The organism is Microcoleus sp. PH2017_09_SFU_O_A, assembly GCF_020738625.1.
Classification (GTDB): domain Bacteria; phylum Cyanobacteriota; class Cyanobacteriia; order Cyanobacteriales; family Microcoleaceae; genus Microcoleus.
In genome coordinates this window covers 56,945-81,311 of the sequence record NZ_JAEQCF010000055.1, presented here as the reverse complement: position 1 = coordinate 81,311, position 24,367 = coordinate 56,945, and the positions used below count along the sequence as shown (strand labels likewise).

The 24,367-nt window shown below is 43.4% G+C and carries 25 protein-coding genes and 1 pseudogene; 17 read left to right on the top strand and 9 right to left on the bottom strand.

Going from position 1 to position 24,367, the window contains the following annotated elements:
* Both JGK16_RS20810 and JGK16_RS20805 read left to right on the top strand, forming a co-directional pair.
* Positions 1–449, top strand: a 449-nt coding sequence (locus JGK16_RS20810; RefSeq protein ID WP_293203380.1) for a transposase, incomplete at its 5' end; no start/stop codon positions are given.
* Positions 450–491: 42 nt separating this feature from the next.
* The gene (locus JGK16_RS20805) at positions 492–617 is read left to right on the top strand and encodes a hypothetical protein (RefSeq protein WP_293192257.1); all 126 of its coding nucleotides are present in this window, start codon (positions 492–494) and stop codon (positions 615–617) included.
* 227 nt (positions 618–844) lie between these two features.
* Here JGK16_RS20805 and JGK16_RS20800 read toward each other — a convergent pair whose 3' ends face one another.
* The gene (locus JGK16_RS20800) at positions 845–1,789 is read right to left on the bottom strand and encodes a cation diffusion facilitator family transporter (protein ID WP_293192255.1); all 945 of its coding nucleotides are present in this window, start codon (positions 1,787–1,789) and stop codon (positions 845–847) included.
* 241 nt (positions 1,790–2,030) lie between these two features.
* On the opposite strand from JGK16_RS20800, the gene JGK16_RS20795 reads away from it, so the two are divergent.
* Positions 2,031–2,378, top strand: a complete 348-nt coding sequence (locus JGK16_RS20795; protein WP_293183136.1) for a hypothetical protein — start codon at positions 2,031–2,033, stop codon at positions 2,376–2,378.
* Positions 2,379–2,570: 192 nt separating this feature from the next.
* On the opposite strand, the gene JGK16_RS20790 is transcribed toward JGK16_RS20795, so the two are convergent.
* The 5 genes from JGK16_RS20790 to JGK16_RS20770 all read right to left on the bottom strand — a co-directional run bounded on the left by JGK16_RS20790 (position 2,571) and on the right by JGK16_RS20770 (position 7,582).
* Complete coding sequence (locus tag JGK16_RS20790; protein ID WP_293192253.1) at positions 2,571–3,440, bottom strand: rhodanese-like domain-containing protein; 870 nt, start codon at positions 3,438–3,440, stop codon at positions 2,571–2,573.
* A gap of 14 nt (positions 3,441–3,454) precedes the next feature.
* Positions 3,455–3,919 carry a type IV pilin-like G/H family protein gene (locus JGK16_RS20785; RefSeq protein WP_293203378.1) on the bottom strand — a complete coding sequence of 155 codons (465 nt, stop codon included), beginning with the start codon at positions 3,917–3,919 and terminating at the stop codon, positions 3,455–3,457.
* A gap of 173 nt (positions 3,920–4,092) precedes the next feature.
* Positions 4,093–5,154, bottom strand: a complete 1,062-nt coding sequence (gene mtnA / locus JGK16_RS20780) for an S-methyl-5-thioribose-1-phosphate isomerase (RefSeq protein ID WP_293192251.1) — start codon at positions 5,152–5,154, stop codon at positions 4,093–4,095.
* 304 nt (positions 5,155–5,458) lie between these two features.
* The gene (locus JGK16_RS20775; protein ID WP_293183144.1) at positions 5,459–6,043 is read right to left on the bottom strand and encodes a TIGR04376 family protein; all 585 of its coding nucleotides are present in this window, start codon (positions 6,041–6,043) and stop codon (positions 5,459–5,461) included.
* Positions 6,044–6,352: 309 nt separating this feature from the next.
* Positions 6,353–7,582, bottom strand: a complete 1,230-nt coding sequence (locus JGK16_RS20770; protein WP_293183147.1) for a hypothetical protein — start codon at positions 7,580–7,582, stop codon at positions 6,353–6,355.
* 647 nt (positions 7,583–8,229) lie between these two features.
* On the opposite strand from JGK16_RS20770, the gene JGK16_RS20765 reads away from it, so the two are divergent.
* The 3 genes from JGK16_RS20765 (at position 8,230) to JGK16_RS20755 (ending at position 9,653) form a co-directional block, all read left to right on the top strand.
* Positions 8,230–8,589 carry a hypothetical protein gene (locus tag JGK16_RS20765; protein WP_293192249.1) on the top strand — a complete coding sequence of 120 codons (360 nt, stop codon included), beginning with the start codon at positions 8,230–8,232 and terminating at the stop codon, positions 8,587–8,589.
* Positions 8,574–8,828: a 2OG-Fe(II) oxygenase gene (locus JGK16_RS20760; RefSeq protein ID WP_293192247.1), complete on the top strand. Its 255-nt coding sequence runs from the start codon at positions 8,574–8,576 to the stop codon at positions 8,826–8,828. The genes JGK16_RS20765 and JGK16_RS20760 overlap by 16 nt, the downstream gene beginning before the upstream one ends.
* 204 nt (positions 8,829–9,032) lie before the next feature.
* On the top strand, positions 9,033–9,653 hold the full coding sequence (locus JGK16_RS20755) for a methyltransferase domain-containing protein (protein WP_293192245.1): 621 nt from the start codon (positions 9,033–9,035) through the stop codon (positions 9,651–9,653).
* Positions 9,654–9,678: 25 nt separating this feature from the next.
* On the opposite strand, the gene JGK16_RS20750 is transcribed toward JGK16_RS20755, so the two are convergent.
* From JGK16_RS20750 to JGK16_RS20740, 3 genes are all read right to left on the bottom strand, one after another.
* Entirely contained in the window at positions 9,679–10,236 is a 558-nt protein-coding gene (locus tag JGK16_RS20750) for a hypothetical protein (protein ID WP_293192243.1), read from the bottom strand.
* On the bottom strand, positions 10,223–11,341 hold the full coding sequence (locus tag JGK16_RS20745; protein WP_293183155.1) for an AAA family ATPase: 1,119 nt from the start codon (positions 11,339–11,341) through the stop codon (positions 10,223–10,225). Before JGK16_RS20745 ends, JGK16_RS20750 begins: the two co-directional genes overlap by 14 nt.
* A 77-nt stretch (positions 11,342–11,418) precedes the next feature.
* A complete protein-coding gene (locus tag JGK16_RS20740) occupies positions 11,419–13,341 on the bottom strand; it encodes an ABC-F family ATP-binding cassette domain-containing protein (protein WP_293196660.1) in 1,923 nt (640 codons plus the stop codon).
* Positions 13,342–13,534: 193 nt separating this feature from the next.
* Here JGK16_RS20740 and JGK16_RS20735 point away from each other — a divergent pair, with 193 nt between their 5' ends.
* The 11 genes and pseudogenes from JGK16_RS20735 (at position 13,535) to JGK16_RS20685 (ending at position 24,325) form a co-directional block, all read left to right on the top strand.
* A complete protein-coding gene (locus JGK16_RS20735; protein ID WP_293183159.1) occupies positions 13,535–13,777 on the top strand; it encodes a DUF433 domain-containing protein in 243 nt (80 codons plus the stop codon).
* Positions 13,761–14,135, top strand: a complete 375-nt coding sequence (locus tag JGK16_RS20730) for a DUF5615 family PIN-like protein (RefSeq protein ID WP_293183160.1) — start codon at positions 13,761–13,763, stop codon at positions 14,133–14,135. The genes JGK16_RS20735 and JGK16_RS20730 overlap by 17 nt, the downstream gene beginning before the upstream one ends.
* Positions 14,136–14,337: 202 nt before the next feature.
* Complete coding sequence (locus tag JGK16_RS20725; RefSeq protein ID WP_293183162.1) at positions 14,338–14,892, top strand: hypothetical protein; 555 nt, start codon at positions 14,338–14,340, stop codon at positions 14,890–14,892.
* Between the two features lie 146 nt (positions 14,893–15,038).
* Positions 15,039–15,293 (top strand): hypothetical protein, encoded by a 255-nt coding sequence (locus JGK16_RS20720; RefSeq protein ID WP_293183164.1) that lies wholly within the window; start codon positions 15,039–15,041, stop codon positions 15,291–15,293.
* Entirely contained in the window at positions 15,286–15,549 is a 264-nt protein-coding gene (locus JGK16_RS20715) for a type II toxin-antitoxin system RelE/ParE family toxin (protein ID WP_293183166.1), read from the top strand. Before JGK16_RS20720 ends, JGK16_RS20715 begins: the two co-directional genes overlap by 8 nt.
* A gap of 93 nt (positions 15,550–15,642) precedes the next feature.
* Positions 15,643–16,026, top strand: a complete 384-nt coding sequence (locus JGK16_RS20710) for a hypothetical protein (RefSeq protein WP_293183168.1) — start codon at positions 15,643–15,645, stop codon at positions 16,024–16,026.
* Positions 16,016–16,363: a DUF5615 family PIN-like protein gene (locus tag JGK16_RS20705; RefSeq protein WP_293183170.1), complete on the top strand. Its 348-nt coding sequence runs from the start codon at positions 16,016–16,018 to the stop codon at positions 16,361–16,363. The genes JGK16_RS20710 and JGK16_RS20705 overlap by 11 nt, the downstream gene beginning before the upstream one ends.
* 142 nt (positions 16,364–16,505) lie before the next feature.
* Positions 16,506–17,015, top strand: coding sequence for a DUF262 domain-containing protein (locus JGK16_RS20700; protein ID WP_293183172.1), 510 nt, complete (start codon positions 16,506–16,508; stop codon positions 17,013–17,015).
* Between the two features lie 84 nt (positions 17,016–17,099).
* A pseudogene (locus JGK16_RS20695) lies at positions 17,100–17,804 on the top strand (MAE_28990/MAE_18760 family HEPN-like nuclease).
* A gap of 286 nt (positions 17,805–18,090) precedes the next feature.
* Positions 18,091–21,354: an ATP-binding protein gene (locus JGK16_RS20690; protein ID WP_293192237.1), complete on the top strand. Its 3,264-nt coding sequence runs from the start codon at positions 18,091–18,093 to the stop codon at positions 21,352–21,354.
* 733 nt (positions 21,355–22,087) lie between these two features.
* Complete coding sequence (locus tag JGK16_RS20685) at positions 22,088–24,325, top strand: PAS domain S-box protein (RefSeq protein ID WP_293183176.1); 2,238 nt, start codon at positions 22,088–22,090, stop codon at positions 24,323–24,325.
* Positions 24,326–24,367: the final 42 nt, after the last annotated feature.

Genomic DNA, 24,367 nt, shown 5'->3' with positions numbered 1-24,367 from the left:
AAGATTCTAAAAGAAGGAATGTAACTCGCATTAAAATTGCCAAGTTACACAATCGAATTGCCGACACCCGCCAAGACTTCCTACACAAATTGTCAACCAAAATAGTCAACGAAAACCAAGTAATTATTTTGGAAGATTTGAACGTGTCAGGCATGGTCAAGAATCGTAAACTTGCCAGTGCAATTAGTCTGCAAGGATGGAGAGAATTCAGGACTCTTTGTGAGGGCAAGTCGGAGAAATTTGGCAGGGAATTCAAGGTAATTAGTAGGTGGGAACCGACTAGCCAAATCTGTGCAGATTGTGGATTCAAATGGGGGAAGATTGATTTATCTATTCGTTCAGTGCTTTGCGTCAGTTGCGGTGTTGAGCAAGATAGAGATGAAAACGCTGCTAACCTTAAATGTACGCGGAGACAGAGTAAGACTATGAAAGGTAGCATCAGTCGATGAGGCGTAAAGAATCCCCGCGCGTTTACGCCGGGGAGTATGTCAATGAGAGATTACTACCCGCTGAGGTGGTTGGGAGCTTTGGGAGCGCAAGTCGAAATTCTGGTACCTTGGGACTTGCGAGAGAAAATAGCTGTAGAAATCCAAAATACTGGCAACTTATACCTATAGTCTTTTGCCCGATAATTATTAAAGCTATTGTGGAAAACTTGCATATTTCTGTGGAAAACCCCCTTTTTCCTGTGGAAAACCACAACTAAACGAAGTGCGATTGCTCTCACCAGATTGATAGGATTTAAAAAATTGGAGGAATTGCGATCGCCTTTCATCGCCTTCCTCCTTTATCACTCAACCTGCTTTTTACTGGAAATACAGCCTAAATCTTTCTTGCTTCATCCTTACCTCTTGCTGATTCCTTCTTCCCTCTCTTGCGCCTCGTAGCTAATTTGGTCGGAATGGTAAGCAGGCGGCTCAACGTGAATTAAGATGCGTACAGGGCTGAAACGTTCTTCCAAACGGGCTTCAACTTCTTCTGTGATCCGGTGAGCAGTTTCTACATCGACAGCATTGACAATCATGTGCATATCAATAAACACTTGACGCCCGATCAGCCCGCGAGAGGCGATCGAGTGACAATTAACAACTCCGGGCACATCCATGGCAATTGCTTGGATGACTTCCGGTGCGATCGCCATTTCATCCACCAACCAAGGCAAATTTTCCGTTAAAACTTTCCAACCGCTGTGAAATACCAAAAGAGCAACTGGAAAAGACAAAAACACATCCAGGGATTGCAATTGAGGTATCTTTAAAATCTGACCTTGCCAAACACCAATCAACCCGCCGATGACCATAATTGTCACCCAAACATCGCTCATCGTGTGCTGGGCGTCAGCCACCAAAATCGCGCTACCGAGACGTTTGCCAACTCTGCGCTCGTAAAAAGTTACAAAAATATTAATCCCCAGTACCAGCAGCAAAATCCACAGTTCATTTGGGGATATTTTGACAGCTTTACCGCCGTGTAGCAGCCTTTCGACAGCACCGCTGAGAATTTCAAAACAGGCAATTCCCAGAAAAACTGCAATTCCCAGAGCTCCGAGAGCGTCAAATTTCTGGTGTCCGTAGGGATGATCGCGATCGGGTTGCGGATTGGCATAATGATTAGTTACCAATCCTAAAATATTATTAGCGCTGTCCGTGACGCTGTGCAAGGCATCTGCCAGCAAACTCAAGGAACCAGTCAGCCATCCCACGCCTGCTTTAATTGCCATCACTAGCAAGTTTAGCAATAAGGTAATGATTAAAACCTTGCGGACTTCGGAACGGTTATCGGCAACCATAGAATCTCCTCTATCAGCGATCGAGTTTTCTGGCTTCTAGTTTAAAGCGTATCAAGTCACGAAAGGTTAAAAGTATTATAGAATCTAGCTTGCAACTAGATTTATTTTCATTAATTTAGCCAAGCTTGTTGAGAGAAGTTTCAATTAATAGCATTCTCGCAGTCCAATTGAGCTGGAACGTACTTCTTTTGGGTTACTATATTTTTTAGCATTAACGATTGTATATTAAATTTCATTGCCCATGTCTCTTTCTCCGCTGACACTGAATTTAGTTGAAGGTTCTGTCTCGTTTAGCTTTTCCCCGGAAGCTGCGCGGGATTTGCAAAGTGCGATCGCCACTTTGATGGACAGCTTGAAAGCCGTAGCAGCCAAAACCGCTGGTGCTAAAGCTTCTCCCCAAAAACCGATGGAATATCGGTATGCAGGGGATGTATTTTTGGAGGTTTTCTGCAACCCAAATATTTGGGCGACTCCTTTTGCTGCGAAAGTGCTGATTACGGTTAGGGACGATCGCCTGCGCGTCACCACCGAAGCCGAACTGAGCCGCCTGCGCGACGATCTCGCTCAGTATATCGAACAAGTTGGTTGAGATGCTTCAACCTGAAACCCGTCGGTTTATCAAGGTTGCATTCTTAATGAATTAGCAGGTTTTGTCAAAGCTTAGTAGGGTGCGTCAGCTATGGTTATTTCATATATAATTAAAAAGCTCTGAGCTGACGCACCCTACGACCAAACTAAGAGGGCTGAAGCCCAACAACGTACCTCATCATTCTGAGAACCGCTATATCTCTAATTGACAAGCTCTAAGCTGAGGCAACCTACGACTTTTTTCTAACTGATAGCTATCAGCAGGCGAAGCCGACCATTCCCACATTGAACCTGCATAATTCTTAGCATCAAAGCCGAAACTTGTCAACACCGAAGTCAACCACGCAGACCTAATTCCGCCACTACAATAACTCACAATTTTAGTTGACAGCGAAACACCTTTCTGCCGCAAGATTTCGACAATTTCCCCGCGAGAGAGGAGTTGTCCCTGCTTGTCCATCAACTGTTTGTAATAAAGGTGAATTGCCCCGGGAATGTGGCCGCCCCGCGTTTCTCCGTAAGGTGTTTTACCTGCATATTCTCGCGGCTCTCGGGCATCAATAACTGCTAAATTATCATTGCCTAAAATAGCTTTTAAATCATCCCGATTGATTTCCCAAGTCGAGCGGCGAGATACGATAAAATCTCCGGGCTGAGGTGGATTATTTGCACCTGTTACGTGAGAAATTCCAGCTTTGACTAAAGCTTGATATCCTCCACCTACAAAAACAGCTTTTTCGTGTCCCAAACTTCGCAGCATCCAAACAATCCGCCCGTCTTCGCCCCATCCTTTCACGGAATTGGCGATCGCGATTACAGGTTTGTCTTGACAAATTCCCAGTGCTTGCAGTTTTTCTGTTAAGATTGTGTCATCTTCGAGAATTTTGCCTTTGTGCGGAAAGTGCGATCGCGAAAATTCCTGCCAAGTTACGGGAATAGCTGGCGGGAGACGGCAAAACCACTTTAAAATAGGTGCGCGAGCATCGAGCAAGGTAGCTCCTCGTGACAGCAACTCCTTAGCTATATCTGCACTTACTATCCAATTATCTGCTAAATTACACATCAATTAGAGATAATTTATTGAGCAACTTTTGCTGTATTAGCACCGCAGGCTACAACCCCTTTAGTATCCATTGTTGGCTTAGCTGGTTTAATCTTGCCAGAAGCAACATTTAGACACAAGATTGTTTGGGTCTTATTTCCTGCCAAAAAGACTCCACCCACAAAACTTTTGAGATTAGATTGATTCGACACTGCATAATTAAATACAGCTTTGTTTACTGTATCAATTGAATATTTGTAATTAGCTGTGTCAGCTTTAATGCCGAGAGCTAGATTAGAAACAGAACTTGTAAAACCCGTATTATTGCGATAGTAGTCTTGCTGAGCTTTATTCATTTCTACCACATATTGTTTGGCTGCTGATTCCTGAGTTTTAAGGGTTGGCGACAACTGAGCATGAGCCACTGTAGGAAACAAAACTGGTATAATTAGAGTTGCGATCGCAATTTTTATCTGCTGGTTACGAGAGCTATAAATCATGTTTTTACCATTGCTTAAAACTTGAATGGCGGTAGGACACCGCACGGCCGTGTCTTTACATATCTGCGGCTTTGGCTACATATTTTACGTCAAATTCATCGCTCGACCTAATTAGCCAAAGCAGTATTATTCGCAAAAATTAATCATGAACTGAGCGGTGGAGTAACATACAATTAAACTAATTGTTTTGCTTGAAACTGTTTCAAATCTTCCGGAGCAACCGTGCCGTATTCTGTGATGATTCCCGAGATTAATGCAGCCGGAGTTACATCAAAAGCTGGATTGTAAAATTCTACTCCTTCAGGACAAATTCGGGTAGTTCCAACTTGATACATTTCAACTGAATCGCGTTCTTCAATGGGGATTTGGCTACCGTCGGAAAGTTCAAAATCAATTGTTGACAGAGGAGCGGCGACAAAGAAGGGGACGTTGTGAGCTTTGGCAACAATTGCTAAACTGTAAGTGCCAATTTTATTGGCGGCGTCGCCGTTAGCAGCGATTCTGTCTGCACCGACAACTACGGCGTGAATCATGCCGAGTTTCATGCAGTGGGCGGCCATATTGTCGGCGATTAATGTGACGGGAATTCCTTCTTGCACGCATTCCCAAGTGGTGAGTTTGGCGCCTTGGAGACGGGGGCGAGTTTCGTCAGCAAAAACTCTGCCGAGTCGGCCTTCTCGCCAAGCAGAACGAAATACACCTAATGCTGTACCGTAGCCGGCTGTGGCTAACGCACCGGCATTGCAGTGAGTTAGTAAGTTCAATTTTTCTGGTGTTGCTGGTAGAACTTCTAAACCTTTGTCGCCGATATCTTTACAAGTTTGTACGTCTTCTGCTTGAATGGTTTTAGCCATTTCTAACAAAGTTTTTTGTACTTGTTCGACGGAACCGCTAGTTTGATTTGCTGTTTTGAGCATTCGGGATATTGCCCAAAACAAATTAACTGCTGTGGGACGAGTCGATCGCAATAATTCACCAACTTGTTCTAGTTTAGCCAGAAATTCAGTGCGATCGCCCGTTTCGATTTCCCTCGCACCCAAATACATCCCGTAAGCTGCTGCTACCCCAATCGCCGGAGCACCTCGCACGATCATAGTTTTAATCGCCTCAGCCATATCTTGAGAGTTGGTAATTTCGACTGTAGCGTATTCTTTGGGCAGTCGGTTTTGCTCAATTAGCAGCACTCGGTCTTCAATCCAGGTGACGGGGGAAACTGGGGATTTTTGAGCAGTCATCGGTTTCAATGATATGAGGGACAAGTTTCTATGATGCCATGAAGGCGACTCTTCCTCCTATGTTATGAGCGATAGGCTGGATTTGCCAAAATCCCTGTCCTGCCGTTGGAGATTGGAGATTGGAGATTGGAGATTTATTGCATATTTACGAATATATGGGTACAGAATTAACAAAAATTATTGTTCAACAGGGATACTCTCGATCGGCTGTTGCGGATTTAAATTGTATATTTCCCGGAACTGTTCCCCACTCCTCAAATTCTCCTCTGGAACATAGCACGCTATCTCTCGCTCGCCCAGCAGCTTATCGACCCATATTGCGTTTCATGCGATCGAGTTCTTCCTCAGCTTCCCAGTTTTGAAACTTTTGTTCTAGAGGGTCTGCCGCCTTAAAACTGTTATAATTAGAACTCTGATTCCAACCCTTTGTATCCCAATTCTGCTCAGTTTTATCTGCTTTAGCGGTAGTTTTAGTTTTCGCTTCTGCGGCTTTGGCCCGGACTTCTTTTCGGCGCAATTGAATTTGGCGGTACAATTCTTTGGCTTTTTCTATCCGTTCTTTGCAGCCTTGCATTTGTCCCCAGCGCTGATTTCCCTGACGCAGCAAAGCTGCTTGTCGCTCTTGGGCGGCTTGAGCGAGATCCAGCCTTTGAGCTGCTTTGGCTTTGTTGGCGCGATCGTTCCAGCGCTGAATTTCTTGGGCGGCGGACAGAATTTCTGCTTGCAGTGTTTTCTCTTGTTTCTGAATCTCTAGAATCAGTCGCAGGGTGTCTTCTTCTTGTTCCTTGAGTTGTTCTTCTATTGCCTGCAATTCCAGGTGGGGGTTGCTACGCAAAAATTCTTCTAATCGGGTTTCTAGAAAGCGGCTGACATCATCAAATATGCTCATTTTTTATGAAAATTCTGTGTTATTGGTTATTTGTTATTGGTTATTTGTTATTCGTTTTTAGCAGTGGAGATTCCCCAGCGATCGATTTATTAGCTACTAACAACTGACCCTTCGACTTCGCTCAAGGCACCGCAACTGACAACTGATAACTGATATCGTTTCCGGTTGCATGGTCAGGTGATTTAACCTTTCTAGAACACTATTGACACAGAGTCCGAGAATAGAGAGCTGAATACAGGACGATGCTACCGGAATTGATATGACAACTGACAACTGACAACTGACAACTGTCAACTGTCAACTAACGGATTAGAACTTTTGTCCGACAAAAACCGATCGCACATCTCCACCCTTGCGGATAACTGCTTCTTGATTTTTGATTTCTGCCAGAGTCCAACCGCTAGCGCCGATGCTTTCACCGACATAAATTCTGCGGGCTACACCGTCTACTTCAAACAAAGCAGCCGATCGATCGCCCAATTCCAAAATCCCCACTAGCGTCTGGGCGGAAGTCGGCGCGCCGGTAACAGCCGCTGCCGATTGCTGGGGCGCTGGCGCGGATTGCCCTGCTGCTGGCGCTGGTGCTGATTCAGTTTCGCGAGCCAAAATCTTTGGCTGCACAGACTCCGAGGGGGAAGCAGCAGCCGCGAGGGGACTGCGATTGCCAGCGGTGGCGATCGCGCGACCGGAGGCAGAGGCTGACGGTGAAGGCGAACCTGCTGCGGTTTGAGAAGCTGCCGGAACCGCCACATTCACCTGAGTCGGAGCCGCCGGAGCCACAGTCACCTGAGCGGGGGGAGGGATGACTACGACTTGGGGTGCAGGTGCTCCCGGCGCGGCGGCGGCTTGTTCTAGGGCATTCGCGATGCGGTTGACTGCTGTCGAAAGACCTGCGGTTGCCGGTGGCGCGCCGGAAATTGAAATGCTCGGGAGTGTTCCTGGGGTTGCGGCTCCCGGAACTGTGGCAAGTTGCGAGTTAGCCTGAGGAGCTTTTTTTTGTTCGATCGCTACTAGCGATCGCTGCACGTATTCGACAAACTGGGTGTCTGGTGCAATTTTGCCACTTGCTGCCGGCGTCTGCGGGGTCGGGGCTGCGGGCAAGCGCACCAGTCCCGACCTGCTTGCCAGCCACAATCCCATGACTAGAAGCAGCGACCCACAGGCTGCTCCTAGCAGGATTCGGTCAAATGATTGTTTGGACTGTTTTTTGGTTGTTTCTAGGGCGACTTGGCGGGCGATCGCTGCTACCTCTTGTTCCCCGCCTCGCGGAGGTTCTGGCGCCAACTGCGACAAAACTATTTGAGGTACCGAGATGGATTTTAGCGCCACGAATTCTGCTGGTGGCATCTGCTCGGCTGGCAGTCCCTCGCTGCCGTCGAATGCTCGATCGACTCCTTCAAACAGTTCGTCCATCAACCGATCGGCGTAGGACTCTACTGCCACTGTTTCGGATGGCACTGTTTCGACGGTCGCCACCACGGCGATCGGATCGGACGCTGATTCCAAGGACATCTGTTTGGCGATTACTTTTTGAGGCATAGTTTTTTGTTGGCTCCCGCTCCTCGACAACTCTGAGATTCTCAACTTCAGATTTCTACAGGATACTTGTGATGTTGACCAATTCTTGGCTTAGAACAGGTTAATTGTAGCTCAACTCATAACAAAATTTTTAGTCTTTGGCAAACTTATTGCCCGGTCTCTACTTCTGAAGCAAGCTGTTTTCCGCCTTTTTGCCTGCTAATTTCTGCTGCCACTTTTACTCAGCCTTAGTCTCATACACATTTTAGTTTTTTTGTCAATGCCCATTCAGGGCTTTCCCCGGCTCTAGACACACAACTTGACTTTACGGCTAATCGATTGAAGAATTGGAGAATTGGAGAATTCAAGAATTGACACCAATGACTATTGAAATACAATATAAGGGACAAATAGAATTACCTGGTGAAAAAATACAGTTACATCTATAAAAAAAGAAGGTTATAGCCTTTCTCAGAAAGATGAGGTACTAATGGGCATAGGGCATAGGGCATAGAGCATAGGACTCGCGGGCATACCTCACTTTTTTGAGAAAGGCTATATATTAATGTATGAGATATTGCCAAACATTTAGGATGGCAGTTAAATAGTATTTATTTTTGCCATTTAAAAAAGTTACAAAGAAATCGTCAACATTACCTTTGAATTCCTTGAAATACTATAGCAAACATCTTAACGCTTTCTCCACTACTTATCTCAACGATTTGCGCGGAGCAATTCTCGCATCTCCTTATTTTGCCATCAATAATCTCAACCGCGACTTCATCGGTACAAAAGGGTTTTCACTGGTATTCCAGCGTTCAGAGATTGCACAAGTCGAACAGAAATTCCCCTGCTTCAAACCCTATCTAGACCAAGCCCTACAGTCAGCTTGTAATGCTTTTTACCTCAACCCTCTACTGCTGAAAGAAGGTTCTCGCGTCGATCCGCATATCGATCTTTGCGATCGTATTGCAAAACAGTTGAACCGCCCGCGACAGTCAGCGTATTGTATGTGCAAGTACCAATAAATCTCGAAGGCGGAGAGTTGGTGTTGCGCTGTCACAAAAAACAAGTCGGGCAAATTAAGCCAGAAGCAAATACGCTGGTGTATTTCCAAGGAGACTTAACCCATTCTGTGAATGCAGTTACAAGTCCTGGGACTCGCCTGAGTTTGGTTTGCGAACAGTACAGTTTGAGTGAAACAGAATTAGCAGATATTCCCGGATTTACATTAGAATCTCGGGCTGTAAAATCCAAAATAAAATAAGACAGTTCCGAGCTTTCATCTAATAAGCTGAGGTGCATCTAAATTTCACAGTTAAGTTTGATAAAATTATTGTGGAGTGGGCGTCTCGCCCGAAAAATTCACTTAGATTTTGATAAAATTATTGTGGGGTGGGCGTCTCGCCCGCACAAAAAACCTAACTTAGATGCGGAACAGCTTATTATGTCTTCCTTCTAATTAAAAATCATGTACTCAGATCCAGTTCAAACAGAATATTCTCGCCTCGCCAAGCGATATGATAGTCGTTGGTCATTTTATGTCAATGCCACAATTGGGGAAACACTCAACCGTCTAGAAATTAACCAAGGAGAACGTATTTTAGACCTTGGTTGTGGAACCGGGGTTTTAATCCAGCGTCTGTTACAGGTGTCTCCAGAATCAGAAGTTATCGGAATTGACGCCTGTGCCGAAATGCTCGAAATTGCCAAACAGAAACTACCTGAATTTGTGGAGTTAAAACTAGGTAGTGCTGACAACCTGCCATTTCCCAGCAACTATTTTGATCTAGTAGTTTCAACCAGTGCATTTCATTTTTTTCGAGATCCATTCCAAGCACTCCAAGAAGCAAAACGGGTTCTCAAACCTAATGGTCGTCTAGTGATTACAGATTGGTGTTATGATTATCTAACTTGCAAGGTTTGTGACTTTTTCCTGCGATGTTTTAACCGCGCTCATTTGCGTACCTATGGAGTCGCGGAATGTCAAGCGATGATGCAAAGTGAGGGATTGCAAGAAGTTGAAATTGAACGATACAAAATCGATTGGTTTTGGGGGATGATGACAGCGACAGCAGTCAATCGATTTTAGATTTTAGATTTTATGATTGATTAACTCATTGATCCAACAGTGATAACACCCGCTGTAATTCCCCACAAGCTGCCTGAAGCGATGGCGGTGCATCTTCTGGTAAGCTTTGAGAATAACATCGATCGGCTAAATTCTCAACATAGGTTTTGCAAATAGCCTCATTTTTCTCATATTTTGCGTAAGCATCCTCCTCATTCACAGTTTCTCCCTGCAAATAGTGTATCCAAGTCTCAATATTGCGCTTGGGGACGAAAATTGCGATCGCCTCATGGGATTCCCTCTTTTCCTGAGCATCTTGATCGAGTATACTAGCTAACTGATTTAGTCTGTCTTGTGGCGTACCCGTATCTGCATCAATTAATACCACTAATGCGATCGATACCCGGTTTTTATTCTGGCGATAAGCTTTCACTTCCACCGGATACTGACTGCGTACATACTGTTCTCCAGATTGGCTACCGGGCGGACAAATCTTAGTCCGAAATAGACCTGTGAAACCTCGCTTTTTCAGGAAATGACGGGCAAAAACCTCCTGCTGTCTGTCCTCGCAGAGAATGACAATCTGAACTCTACGCTGACTCATTCAACCATCCCCGTGCAATCAATTCAGAAACTGGCAATCCAGAATTATCAGCTACTTCACTACTAATTCGTTTAACTCGAACCGCAGCATTGCTTTGACGCTCAAACCAATAGCCAATCGGTGAAGCTAACAGATAGTTAATTAACTCAGGATGGTGAGAAATTAGTAAAGCTTGAAGTTTTCCCTCGTTACAAAGGTCATAAAGTTCAATCAGCCAAGGTTGAATTTCTGGTAATGCTAAAAAGTTTTCCGGTTCATCAATCCACAAAGTATAGTCTTCAGATTTTGTACCGTGAATCAGGGTATATAAAGCAACTAGGGTTTTTTGTCCATCCGACAATTCTCCCAAGCGATATTCAATTGGTTTGATATTGTCTGTTTCTCCTGAAAACCGCAGTTTTAACAACACATTTTCTTCGCTGACTCGCTCAAATTTAAAATTGTTGAATCCATTCAAAACATCTTTTAAAATATTTCCTATTTCCGCAACCTTACCTTGATCTTCAGATAAGTAGCGATACCAAGAAACAAAATTTTCCATTTTTGGAGTCAAACGCATTTGTTCTTGCTTGCTTTCATCAACCATCAAGCTGGGAACAACTTGCACGATGATAAATCGCGCCATCCGTTCTCTAAACCAAGTTAACTTCGTGTTGTCGTTTCTTGGCATTAATGAAGGCAGAATAGATTGCGACCAGTCAAACTGGTATTTCGGGCCTGGCGAATAATCATCTCGATAGAGTTGAACTTCGCCGAATTCAAATTGTAGTAAAAGTCGGTTATCAAAGAGCAGACTCTCGTACCTAACACGACATTTATCTCCATACTCATCGATTTGTAATTGATATGTGTAGCAGCCGTCATTACCGAGAATTTCTAGCTCGAAACGCTGAATTTGTAAGGTTTGCCAGCGGGTGAAGTCCGCAGGTTTGAAAATTCCTTCTACCTTACTGTCGCCGCTGATAAATGCTTGAATTTTTTGCAATACTTCAAAAACAGTCGATTTACCTGAACCGTTAGCACCTAGAAATAGATTAATTGCATCAAAGTCAAGTTCAAAGTTTACCAGACAGCGAAAATTGTCAATATATATTCGTTTCAGCATGGGATTTTTTTACTTATAATTCCTCTAGCTCCTGTCATTGTTAACAGGAGCCAAACACAACACTCGGACAACCAAAATTACCCCAGCCGTTCGGCTAAGTCCAACCACCGCTCAGTCGCAGTATCAATTTCGTGAGTCAATTTAGCCAAACGATCGGATAACTTCTTCACCTCCGCAAACCCGCTCGGAGCATTGTTGGACAAAATCTTCTCAATCTCTGCTTTCTCTGCTTCCAGCTTCGGAATTTTAGTCTCTAATTGCTCGTATTCCCGCTTATCATTGAAGGAAACTTTAGTTGATTTTTGAGGAGCAACTTTGGCTGATGAATTGTTGGATTCAGCGGTGCGTGTAAGTTTTTCTTTGTCTTTTTGTCCTTTGAGTTCCTTGGCTTCTTCGGCTTTCTTGTAATCTAAATACACTGAGTAATTGCCGGGATATAAACGCAAATTGCCGCCAGGTTCCAAGGCGAACACCATGTCGATCGTCCGATCGAGAAAATAGCGATCGTGCGATACTACAATTACGCAGCCGTTAAAGTCTTCGAGATAATCCTCTAAAACCGCCAGAGTCTGCACGTCTAGGTCGTTTGTGGGTTCGTCGAGAATCAGCACGTTGGGCGCACTCATCAGCACTTTCAGCAAAAATAACCTGCGCTTTTCCCCGCCCGAAAGCTTGTTAATGGGTGCATACTGTTGGTTGGGCGGAAACAGAAACTTTTCCAACATTTGAGAAGCAGTAATGATTTCCCCATCCGCCGTTTGCACCAATTCCGCCACACTTTTGAGATATTCAATCACCCGCTGGTCTTCATTCGGTGTCAAATCCTCTGAATGCTGGTCAAAATAACCGATATGAATGGTTGTGCCAATTTCCACAGTACCAGAATCCGGCTGAATGCGTCCGGTGATGATATCCATCAGCGTCGATTTTCCCGCACCGTTGCAGCCAATAATCCCAATCCGGTCTTCGGGAGTGAAATTGTAGGTAAAATCTCTGATTAAAGTGCGATCGCCATAGGCTTTACGGATATTCAACAACTCAATGACTTTCTTGCCAATTCGGCGGCCCGCTGTGGCAATCTCGACTTTACCATTGGCTGTTTTAAACTCCTCTGCGCGCATATCCTTAATGCGATCGATCCGAGCTTTTTGCTTCGTACTTCGCGCTTTCGGCCCTTTCTTGAGCCATTCCAACTCACGCCGCAATACTCCCGAAAATTTGCGCTGAGTGCTGGCGGCGGATTCTTCAGCTAAGGCTTTTTTCTCCAAATAATAAGCGTAATTGCCAGCATAATTGTATAGGTCGGCGCGATCGATCTCCAGAATGCGATTGGTAACGCGATCGAGAAAATAGCGATCGTGCGTAATCAGCAACAAAGCACCGCGATAGCCGTTCAAATAGTTCTGCAACCACTCCACAGACAGCGCATCCAAGTGGTTTGTCGGTTCATCCATCAACAACACATCAGGTTCAGACAACAGCGCCGTTGCTAAGGCAATTCGCTTGCGGTAGCCACCGGACAAGTCGCCAATTTTGGCATGAAAATCCTCAATCCCCAGCTTCGTCAAAATCAATTTAGCCTTAGTTTCCAAATCCCACGCGCCCACCTCATCAATGCGCGCCGAGACAGTAGACAGACGCGCCATCAACTTGTCGGTATCGCCTTTACCGTGGGACAATTCATCCGAAATTTCTTCATATTCCCGCACCAAAGCCATTTGTTCGCCGCTGTCGGCAAATACTTGCTCTAAAACCGTGTGACTTTCGTCTAAATCCGGCTGTTGCGGCAGATAGACAATTGTAGAGCCTGGATTGACCCAGCGATCGCCAGAGTCGATCGACTCCAAGCCCGCAATCATCTTCAGCAGCGTTGATTTCCCGGAACCGTTGGTACCGATGAGTCCGACTTTATCGCCTTCATCCAGGCTGAAGCTGGCATTTGTCAAGAGTTCCTTGATGCCGAAGTCTTTTTTGATCGATCGCAGAGTAAAAATAGTCATGAGTATATAAAATTATCTACTTAGCTTTTGACATTCACTAGCAATTTGCAGTATTTTAGATTATATCATGTCTTGTACCGCACTTGATTTTGATTTGCGATTTCACTCAAGGCAAGCGAGAATTTATCAGTCTAAGTTTCCGAACTGGCAAGATGAGATATAAAATAATAAGTAAGAGTTGAGATTAGGAGCAATGAAAATAGATCGTATTACAAGCAATCCCAAGCGAATGAATGGGCAACCATGTATTCGCGAGCTTCGGCTGACTGTTCGTCGGGTAATCGAGCTGCTAGCAACTTATCCCGATCGAGCAGAACTACATCAAGAGTTTCCAGAATTAGAGGATGAAGATATCCGACAAGCTCTAATTTTTGTATCCTCTTATCTTGACGATCGGATCATTGAACTACCTAATCGTTATGAAGCTGTTGCTTGACCAGGGATTACCACTTTCTGCGGCAGCATTATTACGTGATGCAAGTATCGACACCATCCATGTTGGTGAAATTGGTATGTCTCAAGCCGAAGATGCCGAAATCATCCAGAAAGCCAGAGAAGAGGAACGTGTAGTTGTTACCCTCGATGCAGATTTTCATACATTACTAGCACTTGATGAAGCAGTTTCTCCCTCAGTTATTCGCGTTCGGATTGAAAGGTTACGCGCCCAAGCATTAATGGATTTACTGCTGATGGTAATTGCTCAGTGCGAGGAGGATCTAGAACAAGGCTCTGCCATTTCGATCGAGCCAAGCCGTATTCGGATTCGCCGTCTGCCACTCATACCGGATGTCTAAAAAATAGTCATCAGTATCAACAGTCATTTACCTAGCTTTAGTGTAGCATGATATCGCGTGTATTAATTGCATTATTTCTGCTCATATTGCGTCTTGTACCGCATCTTCGATACAATTATAAGTTAGAGTTCTCATCTTGAGCGGTCTTTGTTTTAGGTGTTGTATTCCCATTCAATTTTAACATCGATAACAGTTTAATTATATGAAATTGCACAACACACCTGAAATTGCTAAGTTGAACGGCTACATGGAAGCTATGAGTTGTTGCTTAGATGGTTGCAACTATGTCGTCCGGTTTAGCGCTAAAGGAATACAGCTTGAGGATAATGAATTAGAATCGCAAACATTGGATGAATTAGCTATTCGAGAGAATCTTCAGGAAGTAATACCTGGTTCGGAATTGCAGAGTTTAATGCAACTAGCTTATCCAAGAACACACCCTCATCTTGCAACTATGTGCGAGTGCCATCACGGTCTCACATGGTTGACTACCAGAGTCAATACCTTTATTGCTCGCATAAATCCGTCAGACGGGTTCAAGAATGTGGACAAGCACAAAAAACAGAACCTGACCATAGGATTTTGGCGTAATGTCAATGCGTGTATTGATTATGAAAATTCTCGATTTTTTCAGTACAATCCAGCCTTCGGTGTAGACGATGAGTTATGGGACTTCATAATTTGGGGCTTCACATTTTTGATTGTGAATGAACAACAACGAAGATGTTTACTGATACATGGTGCTGCATCAGATTAAAAACGATGATAAAGCGTTAGCCAAAGTTTTTGGTTGCAGCTTTAGTTTGTGACTTCATTATGTTTCGTTAGTGCGATCGCAACTGGAGATTGACAAACAAAAAACCTATGCGGTAAAATGAGGAAAAAAGCACGGATAATTCCCAAATGAACGATCGCTCCTCAGCAGATTTGATATCTGTGACAGAGTTACACCGCCAGCTTAACGACTTACTCCAGCAACTATCACCAGAACGATTACAGGTGCTTGCTGATTTTGCAGCTTATTTAGCCAATGCTGAAAGCGAAGCTGCAACTCAAGAACTTTTGGCAATTTCTGGATTGCTAGAGCGAGTTAAGCAAAATGAAGCAACTCTTAAAACTGATTATACAAACTGGAGAAGTCTTCGATCTGATGTATGAAGTTCTTCTCCATCCTGATGCTCAAAAGGTTTATGTCAATGCTGACAAAGCCCTAGCGAATAAAATTGCCCGATGTTTGGAGCAGTTAGAACAAACTCCCCGATCGCACCCTAATATTAAAGCCCTCAAAGGAGATTATGCAGGGTACTATCGCTACCGAATCGGTGACTACAGAGTCATTTACTCGATCGAGGATGAAGTGGTACAGGTATTTGTTGTGGCGATAGCCCATCGCAGTCAAGTTTATGAACCGTGAGGGCGAGTTAGTCAGCCCAGCAGCAAGAGTGATTCCAATCCTTGTAAAAACCCACTATAATTCAGATACCAACCTTTGTTGGAGTATTTTTATATGTCCTTGCAACAGCTTAAAGAAAAAGCCTGTCAACTCTCAGTCAGCGATCGCCTGGCCCTGCTAAGTGCGATCGTTCAATCGCTCCAAACTACACCAGAAATCGAGAATTGGCAATATTTAGTTGCACGTCCTCATGCTTGGCGCAAACAACTGTACATTAAAGGACGTAAATTACTGGCATCGACTATTTGGCGAGACATGACTGCTAATGGGATGTCACCCGAACAAGCCGCCGAAAATTGGGATTTACCGCTGTCTGCTATCTATGAAGCGATTGATTACTGTGAGAATCATCAGGAACTTTTAAAATTAGAAGCAGACGAAGAACGCTATCGATTGGAAGCAAAAGGAGTTCGACTTGAGTCTACAAATGCTGCTTGACGAAGATTCTCAAGCAAAATATTTGGTTAATCTACTTCAAGCAGCCGGTCATGATGTAGCCACAGTCAATACACTGAATTTAATGAATCATCCCGATTCAGTCGTGCTAGACGCTGCTAGAAAAAATGAAAGAGTCCTGCTTACACGCAATTGTGATGACTTTCAGGAATTACATCAAGCCAACCCAGAACATTCAGGAATTTTGGCAGTTTACCAAGATTCTGAAGCTTCTAAGAATATGAGTTATCAGGCGATAGTAAAGGCAATTGATAATTTAGAGATAGCAGAATATGACCTCAATAATCAGTTTGTTGTTCTCAATCAATGGAGTTATTAATTTACAATAAATTTATTGTAAATTAAGAAAGCTTAATCAAAACCCCGATCGCCCGTGCCTGCCAATGTATTATAATACAGATACCAACCAAGGTTGAAGTATCTTTGTATGTCCTTGTTATTATAAACGCAGGTTCGTTCTTATGTCTCAAGCACTTAGGCAAGACATCATCAATATCGCCGAAGAGCAGATTGACGAAATAAAGCAAAAGATTGACTACTATACCACAGAATATGCCATCGAATTCATAGTCGATAAATACCTGGAACAAGATGATGCCGGGCTCGGTGAGATTTATCTCCCTGAATTTCACAGAAACTTGAGATGGGGTATTAATCATCAATCTCGATTCATTGAATCGATTATTCTTGGTGTGCCTATTGCTGCCATGATTGTCGCAGAAATCGAAGAAACTGGAAAAATAGCGATTGTTGATGGAGCTCAGAGGGTGATGACTCTGGCAGCTTTCCTGACAAATCAGTTCCAATTGAGCAACCTCCAAACACTAGATTCTCTAAATGGTTCCTATTTTAAGGATCTCGCACCTTCACGCCAAAGAAAGTTTAAAAACACTTCGATCAGAACGATCGTTCTCTCAGACAAGGCTGATGAGAAAGTAATAAATGAAGTGTTTTGTCGCATCAACTCTTGAGAAGATATTGAATTGCGTACCGACAGATTTTTCAATTAAACTGAAGACATATGATGTTAAAAAACCACTTTTAAGTCAAAGCCTATGAAAGAGTTCATCAGAGACTTTAACAGGCGAGTGGCAGAAATTCAGAAATATTTTGAATTAGTAGATAAGATTGAACAACTTGGTGCATTATCTTCTAAATCAATCATCTTCCCATCAGGTGAATATATTGTTGATAGCGAGATTCAAAAAATCTTGCAGTCTCATTGTTATCTGCTATTATACAATCTCGTCGAATCTTCTATTAGAAACGGCATAACAGCAATTCATGATATTATCTTAATCGAGCAATTAACTTATAAAGATTTAAGTCCGAAAATCAAGAGATTGTGGTTGCTGAATGATAAAAGTAAAAGTTTCAGAGACTCATATATCAAAAAAGATTCGATCGCTGACAATCTTCGGGAATTAATTAAATCGGTTTTGGATGATGAGATGGTTTCGTTAGATTCATCTAATATTCCCATATCGGGAAATTTGGATGCTAAAACTATCAAATAACTCATAGATATGTATGGCTTCTTTGGGAATTTAGGAGTTGCGAGTAGAGAAATAGATGACATTCTGAATTTTGTGGTTAAGATCCGATGCGATTTGGCACATGGAAATGTTTCGTTTTGTGATGCTTTGAGTCAAATACTTTGGAGCAAGTTAGTTGATGATAAAGATAAATTGGTGAAATATCTAACTCATATGCTGAATAATATTGATGATTATATTGATCGGAAGAAATACAGAATTTAGCCGTCGGTAGCGACTAGGGTAAAAATATTCCCACTACTCGATCGCACCTTAATTTCCTAGCTTATTTTTGTCCTCCTTTGCGGAAGTTGTCGCTGTCGGATTTCTCTTGATTCGATCGCCCACGCCTTCCAATGTACTATAATTCAAATACCAACCATTGTTGGAGTGCTTTTTTATATTTCTGCAAGAGCTTAAAGAAAAAGCCTGCCAACTCTCAGTCAGCGAGATCCTTGCGTTACTAAGTGCGATCGTTCAATTTCCCCACTTTGATAAGCACGGTTTTATCATGTCGATTAAAACAGTCTATCGCCTAACTGCCCATCTCAAAAAAATCCCGCTACGAACAGTGCTGATTGTACCGTTTGTGCTGCAAATTGTCGGGACTGCGGGGTTGGTGGGGTATCTTTCCTATACAAACGGGCAAAAGGCGGTTAACAACCTAGCAGATCGGCTAGCAGCACAAATTGGCGATCGCGTCGTACATTACCTCGATACATATCTGTCTGCGCCTCATTCGATCAACCGCATTAACGCCGATGCGGTGCGCCAAAAAACAATCAATTTACAAGATTTGCGGCAACTCGAACGCTACCTTTCGTTTCAACTCAAACAGTTCGATTCGCCGACAACCATTATTTTTGGTAGCAAACGGGGAGACTTCGTGGGAAGCGATCGCACTATCGGACAGAATCTGATTATGCGATCGGATGAGTTCGATCGGGGCATCATCAATATGTATGTTCCAGACTTGCTAGGTAATAGAACCAAACTATACAAAACTTTTCGACAACCTGATGCCACAAATAGGCCTTGGTACCAAGCTGCTAAAGCTGCCGGGAAATCCACCTGGAGTAATATTTTTCAAGTCGGTAACAATACAGATTTAGTAATTAACGGCAATCGACCGATTTATGATGAGGCGACAAAGGAACTGCTGGGAGTCTTTTCGGTAAACCTCAACATTAGAAAGATTGCCAATTTTCTCGATAGCATAAAAACTAGCAAGTCGGCAAAAATTTTTATTATCGAACGCAGCGGGTTGTTAGTAGCCAATTCCGGGCCCGACAATCCCTATATTTTGAGCAACCAGCAGTTTAATCGATTAAAATTAACGGCAAGCCCAAATGCTACAATCCGCGCCACGGGTCTATTTTTAACGAATCACTTTGGCGATTTTTCCCAAATTAATCATGTTCAACACCTTGAATTTGAAATTGACGGCCAATCCCAATTACTCAAAGTAGTACCTTACAAGGATAATTTTGGTTTAGATTGGTTGATTGCGATCGTCATCCCAGAATCTGATTTTATGGCAGAAATTGACGCCAACAATCTCACCACAATTATACTATGTGCGACTGCCTTAACGGGAGCAATTGTTGTCGGCATTTTCACAGCCAAATGGATAACAGAGCCACTTTTATGCTTAAATACTGCCGCCAAAGCTCTAGCTAACAATGAAGGGAATACAAATGTCGAGATCGATCGCGCTGATGAAGTCGGGCAATTGGCAAATTCGTTCAATTATATGGCAGACAAACTGCAATATGCTTTCAAATCGCTCCAATCTTTAAATGCTGCCTTAACCGACAGTGAAAGCCGCATGAAACAAATCCTCGAAGCTATGCCGGTGGGAGTATCAGTTCATGATATTACTGGACAACTGATTTACATAAATCAGATAGCGCGACAGTTAGTAAATATCCAAACTATACCGGAGTCTACAATTGAGCAAATAGCAAAAGTTTTTAGACTTTACGATGCAGGAACAGATGAATTATATTCAATTGAAAAAAATCCAGTCGCTCGATCGCTCAAAGGAGAAACCGTGAGAGTGGAAGACATAGAAATTCGTTTGCCCGATCGCACTATTCCTTTAGAAGTTTTTAGTACGCCGCTGTTTGATGAAGCTGGCAACATTATCGGCGCGATCGCAGCTTCTCAAGACATCACCGATCGCAAAAAAGCCGAAAAGTTGCAGGCAGACTACAATCGCACTTTAGAACAAAAGGTGAGCGATCGCATTGCCGAACTCCAAAGAGCAAAAGAAGCCGCCGAAGTCGCATCCCTTGCTAAAAGTGCCTTTCTTGCCAATATGAGCCACGAATTGCGTACTCCCCTCAATGCCATTCTCGGCTACACTCAAATACTTTCCCGACAGCCAGATTTTTCTCCCCGCGACAAAGAGCAAATTCGCACGATCCAGCAGTGCGGTTCTCAGTTGCTGACTTTAATTAATGATATTTTAGATTTGGCTAAAATTGAAGCTGAAAAGATGGAGTTAACTGTTAACGATGTTTGTTTGTCGGATTTTCTCAATGACATATTAGAAATTTTTCGGTTCAAAGCCGAAGAAAAGAACCTGGTCTTTGTCACCCAAATAGCAGGTAAAATTCCGGATTTTGTATCTGTCGATGAAAAGCGGTTGCGTCAAATTCTCCTGAATTTATTAAGTAACGCGATTAAATTTACTGATGAAGGTAGCATACTTTTTAAGGTAGAGGTAATTGAGAACAGTCAACCTGTTGCAGGAATATTGAGCGGGGGCCAGGAATCAGATTTTTTATTTAATGCAAGTCCCGCCTTCCCAATTACCAAAATCCACTTTCAAGTTAAAGATACAGGCATCGGAATTACTAGCGATGCAATAGAACGAATATTTCTACCTTTTGAACAAGTGAACGAAATCGGGCAGAAAACAGAAGGGACGGGTTTGGGATTAAACATTGCCCAAACCTTAGTTTCGCTGATGGGAGGGGAACTCAAAGTCGAAAGTTGTTGGGGTGTTGGGAGTACGTTTTGGTTTGAGATTGAATTGTCCCTCGCAGATGTGCTCCTACCAGTTTTGCCACCACCACAGCAACCCGTAATTACAGGTTATGAAGGTCAACGGCGTAGAATATTAGTTGTTGACGATAGCCCAGAAAATCGCTCTTTGATGGTGGATATTTTAGCACCGCTGGGTTTTGAGTTAATTGAGGCTGATTCTGGTGAAAGAGGTTTAGCAATAGCGATTTCCCAGGAACCGGATTTAATTATTGCTGACTTGTTGATGCCTGGAATCAGCGGTTTTGAACTCTGCGCTCAATTGCGTTGTTTGCCAATGTTTCGGGAGACGCCAATCTTGATTGCTACTAGCGGGCTGTTCGAGTTGGAGTTGGAAAAGCAAGAGGAAATAGGCTACACTGATTTTATCAGTAAATTTTTTATAATTGATGATTTTTTGGCAAAAATACAGAATTATCTGGGACTGATTTGGATTTTTGAGGCTTCGGGCGATTCCCTACGGGATAACTCCATCGCGCGTACTTTCTCTGAATTGGCGATCGGCTCAGAAGACGTAGAAATGCCTCCCCGCGAAGAGTTACTTTATTTGTACGAAGCCGCTCAAATCGGTAATTTCGAGCAGGTTAAGTACGAAGCACAGCGCCTGCAAGAGTTAAATCCGACCTATGCCCTATTTGCTCGGAAAATTTGGCAGTTAGTCGATCGCTATGACGATGACGCGATAATTAAACTAATTGGGCCTTACTTAAATCCGGGCGACTAAAATTGCTTCCTAGTACGGAGTTCAATCCTCATAATCTGATTTAACAAGCAGTTATAGCCTCAATCCTAAAAATCGTTCGGAGCCAGCAGTTGACAGTTGACAGTTGACCGCTTGACAGTTTGAGAGCGACCTCTACCTAGAAGGAAGAGGATTGGAGTAATGAATAGTCTGATTTTAATTTCTCCCTCAAAGACGGGCGGGCTTTCAACCAATTCTTTCTGGTAAGTAAGTCATGGCCAGTCAAACGTAAGCGTTGGGATGCGCGACGATCGCCATCGCTGGTATTGGGTACATCTTATTTTTGCATTTTTAGTAGTGCTGTCCCCGCTCGCGTGCTGTGTAAAGCACGCGAGCGGGGACAGCACTGTAAAAAACATCCTTTTTGCGAAAATGAGATGCTCCCGCTGGTATGTATGGCAGTTGTACGTCACGGCACCAGAAACCCAGTTTTTCACACTCTAAAGTTGATATAACCGAGCAAATTTGAAGAATAAATAGTAGAATAGATTTCTATAAGGGTTCCATCTCCTACATCCGATCTGTTGCACCAAATTCTACCAAACTCAAGCAGCCGAGTAACAGCGATGCAACATCTCGGCTTTCAGGTTGAGTTTGTGGCAAGCAACTCTGTTTCTCTATTCAATGCCTTCTCATATTCTTGTATGTTGGGTTAAGACACTCCCAATCAACCTACTTTATGTGAGCCATTTCGTTGATTTTCAAACATAAAAATATGCAGACTCAGCCAAAAAGCAAAGTATTAATCGTAGACGACCAACCCGCTAATATTAACATATTATCATATTTCTTAGTGGAATACGGATTTGAGATTTTTGTAGCTACAACGGGAGAAAAAGCGCTGGATAGAGTCACAAAAATCTTGCCAGATATCATTTTGCTAGATGTGATGATGCCGGGAATAGACGGATTTGAAACCTGCCGCCGCCTGAAATCAATAGATGAAGTTAAGGACATTCCCGTAATTTTTATGACAGCTCTTTCCGAGGCTGCGGATAAAGTGAAAGGGTTGACTTTGGGTGCAGTAGACTACATCACTAAACCGCTGGAGCACGAAGAGACGATCGCCCGCATCAACGTTCACCTACAACTGCGAAACCTCACCAAACAATTAGAACAACAAAATATGCTGTTGCGATCGGAAGTGCGATCGCGCCAATTAGCCGAGTTAGCCCTGCGCTTTTCCGAAGAAAAATTTGCCAAAGCTTTTCGCAGCAGCCCCGCCGCCATGACAATCGCCACACTGGAAAAGGGATACTTAACGGAAGTCAACCAGAGCTTTTGCAACCTCACCGGCTATTTTCCCGAGGAAATCTTGGGAAAAACCGATCGCCAAATCAATTTATGGGAGAATTTGGGCGATCGCGATCGTTTCTTAGAAATCTTGCACATATCCGGCAGTATTTACAAACAAGAATTCCAGTTTCGTACCAAGTTCGACAATATCAAGTGTGTCCTCATATCCGCAGAAATCATTAGCATTGGCGACACCAACTGCATTCTAATGATGACTTACGACATTACCGAGCAAAAGCTTGCACAAGAAACCTCATACCGCCGCGAACAAGAATTCAGGGCCTTAGCGGAAAATTCCCCGGATATGATTGCCCGATTTGACAAGCAACTGCGCCACCTTTACGTCAATCCAGCAGCCGAATTAGCGACAGGAATCCCCGCCGCAGCATTCACGGGTAAAACCCATCGAGAGTTAGGAATGTCTGAGGAAGTGGTGATGCTCTCGGAAGCAGCTTTGTGCGCCGTATTCGCTAACGGCACCGAACAGTGCTTTGAGTTTAATTTTCTCACAAAATCAGGCACTAAATTTTATCAAGTTTGCATGGTTCCTGAATTTAAGCGCGATCGGATAATTGCATCTGTCTTATCTGTCAGCCGCGACATCACCGCTGTCAAACAAGCCGAACTGGAACTGCGAAAAAGCGAACTGCGGGAACGAGAAAAAGCTACTCAATTAAAATTAACATTAGACAATCTCCGACGCACCCAATCCCAACTGATTCAAACGGAAAAAATGTTAAGTCTCGGGAGAATGGTAGCAGGAGTTGCCCACGAAATTAACAATCCCAATAGTTTTATTTTGGGCAATATCAATCCAGCCCGCCACTATTTCCAAGATTTAAACAACCTCCTGGAACTTTACAAAAACAAATATCCAGAACCCGGAGCCGAAATACAACAACTCGCTGAGAGTATAGATTTAGATTTTTTGCAAAAAGATTGGTCGCGGCTAATGCAGTCAATCGAGTCTGGAGCATCGCGCATCCAACAAATTGTTGAATCGTTAAAGTTTTTCACAAAGCTCGACGAATCCGGCATCAAAGAAGTAGATATCAATCAAAATCTCGATCACACTTTACTATTCGTCCAGCACCGAGCGGGAGGTAAAGGTGTTAGCAAAAAAAGCGGAAGCAGCATTATTTCTCAAGAGATTGAAGTAATAAAAAACTACGGCAACCTGCCGGAAGTTCCCTGTTACAGCAGTCAGTTGAATCAGGTGTTTGCCAGTTTGCTAAATAATGCCATTGATGCCCTAGAAACTCAACCTTACCCCAAAATAGAGATTCATACTGAGCTGGAAACAGCAGAATGTTCGGGAGTTGGCAAAGGCAAAGCAGCAAGAGCTTACAATCAGTTGTCAGCGACAATTACTCCCGAAAATTCTCCCAGTCAATTCGCAGTGATTCGGATTGCTGACAACGGTATTGGCATGAGTGAAGCAGTGGTAAAAAAGATGTTTGACCCGTTTTTTACCACAAAACCTGTAGGGAGTGGCACGGGATTGGGTTTATCTATCAGTCACCAAATTGTTGTCGAACAACACGGCGGTCAAATTAGTTGTATTTCTGCTCCCGGTAAAGGGACAGAATTCGTTGTGAAGATTCCTTTACAACAGGTAACTTGCGATCGGGAAACTCGACACCCGGTTTCTTTGTAAGTCAGTCAGTAGGATGCCGATCGCAGGGGAAAATTCTTAAGT

What these genes read in the sequence shown, in the direction of transcription:
- JGK16_RS20805 (WP_293192257.1), top strand. Translation starts at nt 492, where the DNA reads ATGAGAGATTACTACCCGCTGAGGTGGTTGGGAGCTTTGGGAGCGCAA.
- JGK16_RS20800 (WP_293192255.1), bottom strand. Translation starts at nt 1,789, where the DNA reads ATGGTTGCCGATAACCGTTCCGAAGTCCGCAAGGTTTTAATCATTACC.
- JGK16_RS20795 (WP_293183136.1), top strand. Translation starts at nt 2,031, where the DNA reads ATGTCTCTTTCTCCGCTGACACTGAATTTAGTTGAAGGTTCTGTCTCG.
- JGK16_RS20790 (WP_293192253.1), bottom strand. Translation starts at nt 3,440, where the DNA reads ATGTGTAATTTAGCAGATAATTGGATAGTAAGTGCAGATATAGCTAAG.
- JGK16_RS20785 (WP_293203378.1), bottom strand. Translation starts at nt 3,919, where the DNA reads ATGATTTATAGCTCTCGTAACCAGCAGATAAAAATTGCGATCGCAACT.
- mtnA (WP_293192251.1), bottom strand. Translation starts at nt 5,154, where the DNA reads ATGACTGCTCAAAAATCCCCAGTTTCCCCCGTCACCTGGATTGAAGAC.
- JGK16_RS20775 (WP_293183144.1), bottom strand. Translation starts at nt 6,043, where the DNA reads ATGAGCATATTTGATGATGTCAGCCGCTTTCTAGAAACCCGATTAGAA.
- JGK16_RS20770 (WP_293183147.1), bottom strand. Translation starts at nt 7,582, where the DNA reads ATGCCTCAAAAAGTAATCGCCAAACAGATGTCCTTGGAATCAGCGTCC.
- JGK16_RS20755 (WP_293192245.1), top strand. Translation starts at nt 9,033, where the DNA reads ATGTACTCAGATCCAGTTCAAACAGAATATTCTCGCCTCGCCAAGCGA.
- JGK16_RS20750 (WP_293192243.1), bottom strand. Translation starts at nt 10,236, where the DNA reads ATGAGTCAGCGTAGAGTTCAGATTGTCATTCTCTGCGAGGACAGACAG.
- JGK16_RS20745 (WP_293183155.1), bottom strand. Translation starts at nt 11,341, where the DNA reads ATGCTGAAACGAATATATATTGACAATTTTCGCTGTCTGGTAAACTTT.
- JGK16_RS20740 (WP_293196660.1), bottom strand. Translation starts at nt 13,341, where the DNA reads ATGACTATTTTTACTCTGCGATCGATCAAAAAAGACTTCGGCATCAAG.
- JGK16_RS20735 (WP_293183159.1), top strand. Translation starts at nt 13,535, where the DNA reads ATGAAAATAGATCGTATTACAAGCAATCCCAAGCGAATGAATGGGCAA.
- JGK16_RS20730 (WP_293183160.1), top strand. Translation starts at nt 13,761, where the DNA reads ATGAAGCTGTTGCTTGACCAGGGATTACCACTTTCTGCGGCAGCATTA.
- JGK16_RS20725 (WP_293183162.1), top strand. Translation starts at nt 14,338, where the DNA reads ATGAAATTGCACAACACACCTGAAATTGCTAAGTTGAACGGCTACATG.
- JGK16_RS20720 (WP_293183164.1), top strand. Translation starts at nt 15,039, where the DNA reads ATGAACGATCGCTCCTCAGCAGATTTGATATCTGTGACAGAGTTACAC.
- JGK16_RS20715 (WP_293183166.1), top strand. Translation starts at nt 15,286, where the DNA reads ATGTATGAAGTTCTTCTCCATCCTGATGCTCAAAAGGTTTATGTCAAT.
- JGK16_RS20710 (WP_293183168.1), top strand. Translation starts at nt 15,643, where the DNA reads ATGTCCTTGCAACAGCTTAAAGAAAAAGCCTGTCAACTCTCAGTCAGC.
- JGK16_RS20705 (WP_293183170.1), top strand. Translation starts at nt 16,016, where the DNA reads ATGCTGCTTGACGAAGATTCTCAAGCAAAATATTTGGTTAATCTACTT.
- JGK16_RS20700 (WP_293183172.1), top strand. Translation starts at nt 16,506, where the DNA reads ATGTCTCAAGCACTTAGGCAAGACATCATCAATATCGCCGAAGAGCAG.
- JGK16_RS20690 (WP_293192237.1), top strand. Translation starts at nt 18,091, where the DNA reads ATGTCGATTAAAACAGTCTATCGCCTAACTGCCCATCTCAAAAAAATC.
- JGK16_RS20685 (WP_293183176.1), top strand. Translation starts at nt 22,088, where the DNA reads ATGCAGACTCAGCCAAAAAGCAAAGTATTAATCGTAGACGACCAACCC.